We start from the raw sequence: 6,847 nt of genomic DNA on the forward strand, positions 1-6,847 counted from the left end.
ATGACCCTAGCTCCATTTTTGTCAGCCTTGTCATTTTCTTTATTACTAATTTTGTTTAAATCGGTTAAAAAGCTGAACTTAGGGATATTGAGAATAATAGGTATTAGATCTTATTCTATGTATATCATTCATTTTGTTTTTGCACAGCAAGGTGCGTCGATACTAAATAGATATATATTGAATCAGTGGTTTGAAAGCGAAGTGAGATTAATTATTAGTTTTCTTGTCGTGGTTGTTTTCTCTTATATGTTATCCGGAATATTGCATAGATATATTGAGAGTTATTTTATACAGTTCGGTCATCGTTTAATTAGTAAGTTTCAAAGTGCTTAAACGTAATAAGTAAGTGGATTGTTTTAGCTATATCGGATTATACTTCATCGAATATATTTTAGGTTTATATTCCCATGTCTTTGTCTAGTTCACAGCTACCTCCTGAAAAAAGTTTTGGTGTTTTATGGTGTGCTGTTTTTCTTTGTATTTGTGCTTATTTTTATCTGCAGGCTAACGTAACGCTCTCTGTATTGTTCTTATCGTTAGCATTGGTTTTCTTTGTTAGTGCTTTTGTTTTTCCTGCATTACTAAGGCCGTTCAATATTCTATGGTTTAAAATTGGTTTGTTATTAGGGAAGGTTGTTAGCCCAATTATTATTGGGGCTATTTTTTATGTTCTGATAACTCCAGTCGCTATTGGAATGCGAGTGTTTGGACGAGACGAACTTAGATTGAAGATGCAGAAGCGTAACTCGCATTGGAAAGATAGAACTGACGCGGAGCAAAACTCCACAGATTTCAAGAACCAATTCTAAGGAACTAACAAATGGATTTTCTTAAAGAGCTAATAGCTTTTCTGAGAGTACGAAAGAAGTTGTGGTTGATACCAATTATTGGCGTCATGGTGCTCTTTGGTGGACTATTGGTACTTGCAGAAGGATCAGTCGTCGCTCCATTTATCTATACGCTTTTTTAAGATTATTCGATGTATATTCTAGGAATTTCAGCTTATTACCACGATAGTGCAGCTTGTTTAATTAAGGGGGGGGAAATAGTAGCTGCAGTTCAAGAAGAGCGGTTTACTCGTGTAAAACATGACTCCTCTTTTCCAATTGAAGCGATTAAATATTGCCTACAGGTAGCGCAAATCAAGCCTGATCAAATTGAGTATGTTACTTTTTATGATAAGCCCTTTCTCAAATTTGAACGCTTGCTTGAGACTTACTTGGCATTCGCACCCAAAGGCTTGAGGAGTTTTGCTACATCGATGCCCTTATGGGTTAAAGATAAGTTATTTCAAAAATCTACAATATTAAAAGAACTGTCTCATGTTCTCGGTTGCGATACTGAGTGGCGTGACCGTTTACTGTTCTCAGAGCATCACCTTAGTCACGCAGCAAGTGCTTTTTATCCTTCCCCCTTTGATAACGCAGCAGTGCTTACTATGGATGGTGTAGGTGAGTGGACGACGACATCTCTAGCTATCGGGAAAGGAAATTCTTTAGAGGTTTTGAAAGAGATTCATTTTCCGCACTCTCTGGGGCTTTTATATTCTGCATTTACTTACTATACCGGCTTTAAGGTGAATGCTGGTGAGTATAAGGTGATGGGCTTAGCCCCGTATGGAAAACCGGTTTATGTTAATAAGATTAAAGAACACCTCATAGACATTAGGGACGATGGCTCTTTTCAGTTGAATATGGCGTATTTCGACTATTGTACTGGCTTAACAATGACGAATAAGCGCTTTCATAACTTGTTTGGTGGCCCTCCAAGACAACCGGAGTCAACTTTAACTCAGAAAGAAATGGATTTAGCTGCTTCCATTCAGAAAGTTATTGAAGATGTTGTGATAAAGATGGCTAGGAATATTGCCAGTGAGACCGGTCAGACGAACCTTTGCTTAGCGGGTGGTGTTGCGCTCAATTGTGTTGCCAACGGTGTGTTGATACGAGAAAATATTTTTGAAAATGTTTGGGTTCAGCCCGCGTCAGGTGATGCCGGTGGGTCTGTTGGAGCAGCTTTAGCGACATATTACTCAATGCTTGATCAACCAAGGTCGGTTGTACGGGGTAAGGATAGTATGCAAGGGACGTATTTAGGTCCCGAGTTTAGTTCGAATGATATAAGGTCTAAGCTGACTGACCTTGGAGCCAGTTTCACAGAGTTAAATGCTAACGAGATTATCGAAAAAACTGCCTCTGCGTTGGCAGATGGTCTGGCGATAGGTTGGATGTCTGGCCGGATGGAGTTTGGTCCGAGATCGCTTGGGGGGCGAAGTATTATTGCAGACCCTAGATCTACAACTATGCAGAAAAATTTGAACTTAAAAGTTAAATTCCGAGAGTCTTTCAGGCCATTTGCACCTAGCATCCTGCGAGAAGATCTTGAAAGTTGGTTTAATCTCGATTGCGATAGTCCTTATATGCTGCTAGTTGCTGATGTAGCCGAAACCAAAAAACTTTCTGTGAAGGACGAATCTGAGGGAATTGAAAAGTTAAAGATACCGAGGTCAATTATACCAGCGGTCACTCACGTTGACGGTAGTGCTAGAGTTCAAACAGTACATGAAGACACCAACCCTAAATATCATGCCTTAATTTCTCGCTTCAAAGAAATTACAGATTGCCCTGTCTTAGTGAATACTTCTTTTAATGTCCGTGGAGAGCCGGTTGTCTGTACACCAGAAGATGCGTTTCGATGTTTTATGGGAACCGACTTAGATATACTCGTCATAGATAATTTCTTCTTGGTTAAGAGCGAGCAGGACAAAAAGCTATCTAAGAGTTACAAGGATAAGTATGAACTCGATTAAAGGTAGAAAGCTTCGTTTATGGCTCAGTCTCTTTGTGATAATGGGCAGCTTCACATACTTATTGCTCATACTTGTAGATATCTCTTTTGCTAAATATCTTTCTAATTCAGCTTCTGGTTTATCTTCTGAATCCAAAAGCATTATTAATAAGCGTGTTCAGGAAGAGGACATTCCTCAAAAAAAAGTGACACTAGAAAATGGGTATCAGCCAATTCTTTATCCGTATTTTGTGGCAGCAGATCCTGACATCAAGACACTGGCAATGAAACATGGTGTTGCGCCTCTAGCACCTCAACCTGAGACTGATATTTATTTTTGTAATGAAGGGTATGGGTTAGTTAAATATAAAACGGATCGCTTTGGTTTTCGTAATCCCGATAGCGTTTGGGATCAGAAAGTGAAACTCACTTTGGTTGGTGACTCCTTTGTTCAAGGAGCTTGTGTGTCATATGACGACACATTACAGGGGCGGCTCAGAAAGAGTGGTATTGAGAGTATTAGCCTCGGGACTGGAGCAAACTCACCTTATCATTACTCAGCTTTGATCCAGAGCTTTCTACCTTGTATCTCTCCTCAGTTTTTAGGTATCGTTTTTTACTCAAATGACAATATTACTGAGGAGAATAGATTTCATTTTAATCACTATTTTAATGGTGATCAGGAAAATTCCTACTTGTCTAAAGATTGCTCCAAACTTAGTGATGGGTTAGTCAGTTTCTATAACGACGTCAGTGAAATCATGTTATCTAAAGCTGAATCTATTGATAACTTATCTCTTCCTGGAAAAACAAGTTTTCTTAAGAGCTTGGGCCGCTACTTTTCATTACCAACTATAAGAAAGTTGATAAGTAGAGTTAGTGATACAGAATTGCCACATAGCTCGAAGTATGCAATAGATAAAGCGGTGAGTATGTGTGAGATAAATGATTGTACTCCGTTTATTGTTTATATCCCAAATTCATCGTATTGGAACCCAGACTCTCGGGCGGTTGAGTATGTGGCAGCTCTAAAAAAATACTCAGGTTCAAAAGTCTCGTTTATTGATTTAACGGATGTGTTAAAGCCCTATGGTAACCAAGCATACGCACTCAAAGGTGGACATTTATCACCATTAGGGTATGAGCTGGCAGCAAAGGAAATTGAGAAAGTTCTACAGTAAACGATTATTGGATGCATCGTGCTAAATATCGTATTCAGTATAAACCTGAGTTTATACGTTAGGTAAGAAAATAAAAGTATTAGAGGCTTCAAAATTTAAAATGACAATAAATGAAAAGAAAACACTCCTAATAATCGGCGCAGGCGGTCATGGCCAAGCGGTAATGGATTTAGCTGAAATTACTGGTGAGTATAGTGATATCTTCTTCGCTGATGATAATGCGCCGACTAATGAACTCGTTATGGGCCGAGAGGTTGTCGCTAAGGTAGAGGATGTCTTTAAAGGTGATATTAAAGTCGATGATGTGTTTGTTGCCATTGGGAATAATGCTGTAAGAAAGCAGATTGTCCAGCGCTTAAAAGTTGAAGGTTTTAACTTAACGACGCTAATACACCCGAGAGCGACGGTAAGTAAGTATGCTCAAATAGAAGATGGCGTAGCCATTATGGCCGGCGCTTATGTCGGTACGAGTGCAGTGGTTAAAACGGGCGTAGTGATAAACGCAAATGCCACAGCAGATCATGACTGTATATTACATGAGTTTTCTCATCTCGGCGTAGGCGTTCAGCTTGCTGGAGGTGTTGAAGTAGGTGCAATGGCTTGGTTGCAAGCGGGAAGTTGCTGTGGATACTTTGTAAAAGCTGAAAAAGGAAAAACCTACCCGCCAGGTTCAGTGCTTGCTTCGTAATTTTGAAAGTGGTTTGAATACAATCTATGAATGATCAGCCAGTTTCTCGAGGCATACTAAACAAAAGGGGTCGGAGAAAAACAAAAGGGGTCGGTGACACATAATAATCATTCGTATTACTTGCCCTACACCTAATAGATCGTGTGTAGTTGCCTCCAACTTGTATGCAGCTGCTTTGACTTTCTGCTCTAGTTGGGCTGAATGAGTAATCAGCAGACGTATTGTGTTGGTGTTATTCCTTTGTTCCTTTGTTCCTGAAGTTTTTTAGCGCCTTCTATTAGCTCTCTTGTTTCTTTATGGGAGCGGTCACAAAACTGTTCAAAGTCAGTAAGCAGCTTAGTTTTCGGCCAAACACCGGAGTCAGGTGTCAGTTGTCCAACTTTCAGCTGGTAGTCTGCAAGTATTTTTATGTACTGCTGTCTTTCGTCCTGCGAAATAACGATGGGGGGAAGGCCTGACTTTAGCAGAGGAATGTTTGCAATTAATCGCGCAAGGCGTCCGTTTCCGTCCCAGAAGGGGTGGATATGTACAAAGCCCATGTGAATCTTCGCGTAGGCTTTGATTCCGTCCTTAAGGTTGAGAGTTTGCTTGCATAATGAGTTGAGCTCTTCGATAAAAAGAGCCATTAACTTTTCTGTATGTAAGGGGTGGGCATATTCGATAAATACTTGTTGGTTTTTCTTATTAACTGCATAGGTACCGTTCATTTCAACTTTCCAGGCTCCATTCGGTTTATAAATGTCGGTGACGCGGTCTGTTTGAATAGCTAAATGAAGTTGGAAGCAGCTTTCTGCTGTAAAGGCTTGGTTAAGGTTTTGGTAAATCAATTCGATAGCACTAGCGTGGCCATATATTTCCTGGTGCTCTTTGAGTGGTTTACCTGAAATGGTTAACCCCTCGTCCAATATAAACTTTGTATCACCTAAGCTTAAAGTATTGCCTTCTAGTGCCGTTGAGGTATGAGTCCAGAGGTTTCTAATCTGCTTGAGTGTAGATAGCTGAATATCTGTATCTAGTCCCTGCAAAAACTGCAGCATATTGGGCGTCGTTTGGTGTGCAGCAAGACTATATCGTGTACCTTTACGACTGCCAGTTTTAATAAGCAGGCCTTGCTCACTTAATTCATTAAGCCAACGGCGTATCGTTCGATCTGAAGGAGGGCTAAGCTTGAGTGTTGGTTCATTTATCAATTCAAGAATATCAGACAGCGCGAAAGATTCAGGGGCTTGCTTAAGCAGCTGGAGGAGCATTGACGGGTCTAGTTTCTCGGTCATAACTGAGCCTGTATTCTAATATATAGGACACAACTCTATTTAATATGTCCGATAAAGTAAAGCAAAAGAGAAAAGCAAAAGGGGTCGGTGACACATAATAATCATTCGCATTACTCAGCTTGAAAAGGTCTTAGCTTAGATCGATAATGACGTGTAACTATCAAGGAAGATAGAGGAAGCTGAAATGCCAAGGAAGCCAAGAATGTATATGGCCGGAGTGCCGTGCCATGTAATCCAACGGGGAAACAATCGGGAAGCGTGTTTCTTTTCAGATCAAGATAATCAGTTTTATCTGGAATGCTTGCAAGAAGCGTGTGAACGCTATGATGTAAGTTGTCATGCTTATGTCTTGATGACGAATCACACTCATCTTTTGTTGACACCTTCATGCACTGACGGTGTCTCTAAAGTGATGCAGTCACTTGGGCGGCGCTACGTGCAATACATCAATAAGACATATCGGCGATGCGGTACATTGTGGGAGAGTCGTCATAAAGCAAGCTTGATCGATGCTGAAGGGTATTTGCTCAAGTGTTATCGGTATATAGAGCTAAACCCGGTTATGGCTAATATGGTCGAGCATCCGGCTGATTACCGATGGTCTAGCTATCGGTGTAATGCATATGGTGAAAGAAGTCCGTTAATTAGTGCGCATGAGGTATATGCTCAATTGGCACATGATACGCAGAGCCGCCTTGTTCGCTATCGAGAATTGTTTAACGTTGCGTTGTCGAAGGGCGTCATACATGAGATTCGTACTTCAGCCAGTTTCTCGATGCCTTTGGGGGATGATCGTTTTAAAGCACAAATCGAAGAAAATCTTAAGAGATCAATTGGCTATTCAAAGATAGGGCGACCTCTCAAGTGCGAATGATTACTAATTGTCACCGACCCCTTTTATACCATAATACAAAGAT

The 6,847-nt window shown here is 40.5% G+C and carries 8 protein-coding genes; 7 read left to right on the forward strand and 1 reads right to left on the reverse strand.

What is annotated here, in order from left to right; translation table 11 throughout:
* The 6 genes from A3757_RS27590 to A3757_RS09335 all read left to right on the forward strand — a co-directional run.
* Window positions 1-333: hypothetical protein (locus tag A3757_RS27590; protein WP_068739477.1), on the forward strand; the 333-nt coding region annotated here is incomplete at its 5' end.
* A 74-nt stretch (window positions 334-407) separates the two neighbouring features.
* A complete protein-coding gene (locus tag A3757_RS09320) occupies window positions 408-809 on the forward strand; it encodes an SxtJ family membrane protein (RefSeq protein ID WP_082872087.1) in 402 nt (133 codons plus the stop codon).
* An 11-nt stretch (window positions 810-820) separates the two neighbouring features.
* Window positions 821-970, forward strand: a complete 150-nt coding sequence (locus A3757_RS26645; protein WP_197469965.1) for a DUF5989 family protein — start codon at window positions 821-823, stop codon at window positions 968-970.
* Window positions 971-979: 9 nt separating this feature from the next.
* A complete protein-coding gene (locus tag A3757_RS09325; protein ID WP_068739481.1) occupies window positions 980-2,809 on the forward strand; it encodes a carbamoyltransferase in 1,830 nt (609 codons plus the stop codon).
* Window positions 2,796-3,968: an SGNH/GDSL hydrolase family protein gene (locus A3757_RS09330; RefSeq protein ID WP_068739483.1), complete on the forward strand. Its 1,173-nt coding sequence runs from the start codon at window positions 2,796-2,798 to the stop codon at window positions 3,966-3,968. Before A3757_RS09325 ends, A3757_RS09330 begins: the two co-directional genes overlap by 14 nt.
* A 100-nt stretch (window positions 3,969-4,068) precedes the next feature.
* Window positions 4,069-4,656, forward strand: a complete 588-nt coding sequence (locus A3757_RS09335) for an acetyltransferase (RefSeq protein ID WP_068739485.1) — start codon at window positions 4,069-4,071, stop codon at window positions 4,654-4,656.
* A gap of 209 nt (window positions 4,657-4,865) precedes the next feature.
* Here the strand turns inward: A3757_RS09335 and A3757_RS09340 are convergent, their stop codons facing one another.
* Window positions 4,866-5,930 (reverse strand): Fic family protein, encoded by a 1,065-nt coding sequence (locus tag A3757_RS09340; RefSeq protein ID WP_082870288.1) that lies wholly within the window; start codon window positions 5,928-5,930, stop codon window positions 4,866-4,868.
* A gap of 184 nt (window positions 5,931-6,114) precedes the next feature.
* Here A3757_RS09340 and A3757_RS09345 point away from each other — a divergent pair, with 184 nt between their 5' ends.
* Complete coding sequence (locus A3757_RS09345) at window positions 6,115-6,804, forward strand: transposase (protein ID WP_068511523.1); 690 nt, start codon at window positions 6,115-6,117, stop codon at window positions 6,802-6,804.
* Window positions 6,805-6,847 lie beyond the last annotated feature (43 nt).

It is taken from the genome of Oleiphilus sp. HI0117, from assembly GCF_001635235.1.

Coding starts and splice junctions, on each gene's coding strand:
- A3757_RS09325 (WP_068739481.1), top strand. CDS start 980: ATGTATATTCTAGGAATTTCAGCTTATTACCACGATAGTGCAGCTTGT.
- A3757_RS09345 (WP_068511523.1), top strand. CDS start 6,115: ATGCCAAGGAAGCCAAGAATGTATATGGCCGGAGTGCCGTGCCATGTA.
- A3757_RS09330 (WP_068739483.1), top strand. CDS start 2,796: ATGAACTCGATTAAAGGTAGAAAGCTTCGTTTATGGCTCAGTCTCTTT.
- A3757_RS26645 (WP_197469965.1), top strand. CDS start 821: ATGGATTTTCTTAAAGAGCTAATAGCTTTTCTGAGAGTACGAAAGAAG.
- A3757_RS09335 (WP_068739485.1), top strand. CDS start 4,069: ATGACAATAAATGAAAAGAAAACACTCCTAATAATCGGCGCAGGCGGT.
- A3757_RS09340 (WP_082870288.1), bottom strand. CDS start 5,930: ATGACCGAGAAACTAGACCCGTCAATGCTCCTCCAGCTGCTTAAGCAA.
- A3757_RS09320 (WP_082872087.1), top strand. CDS start 408: ATGTCTTTGTCTAGTTCACAGCTACCTCCTGAAAAAAGTTTTGGTGTT.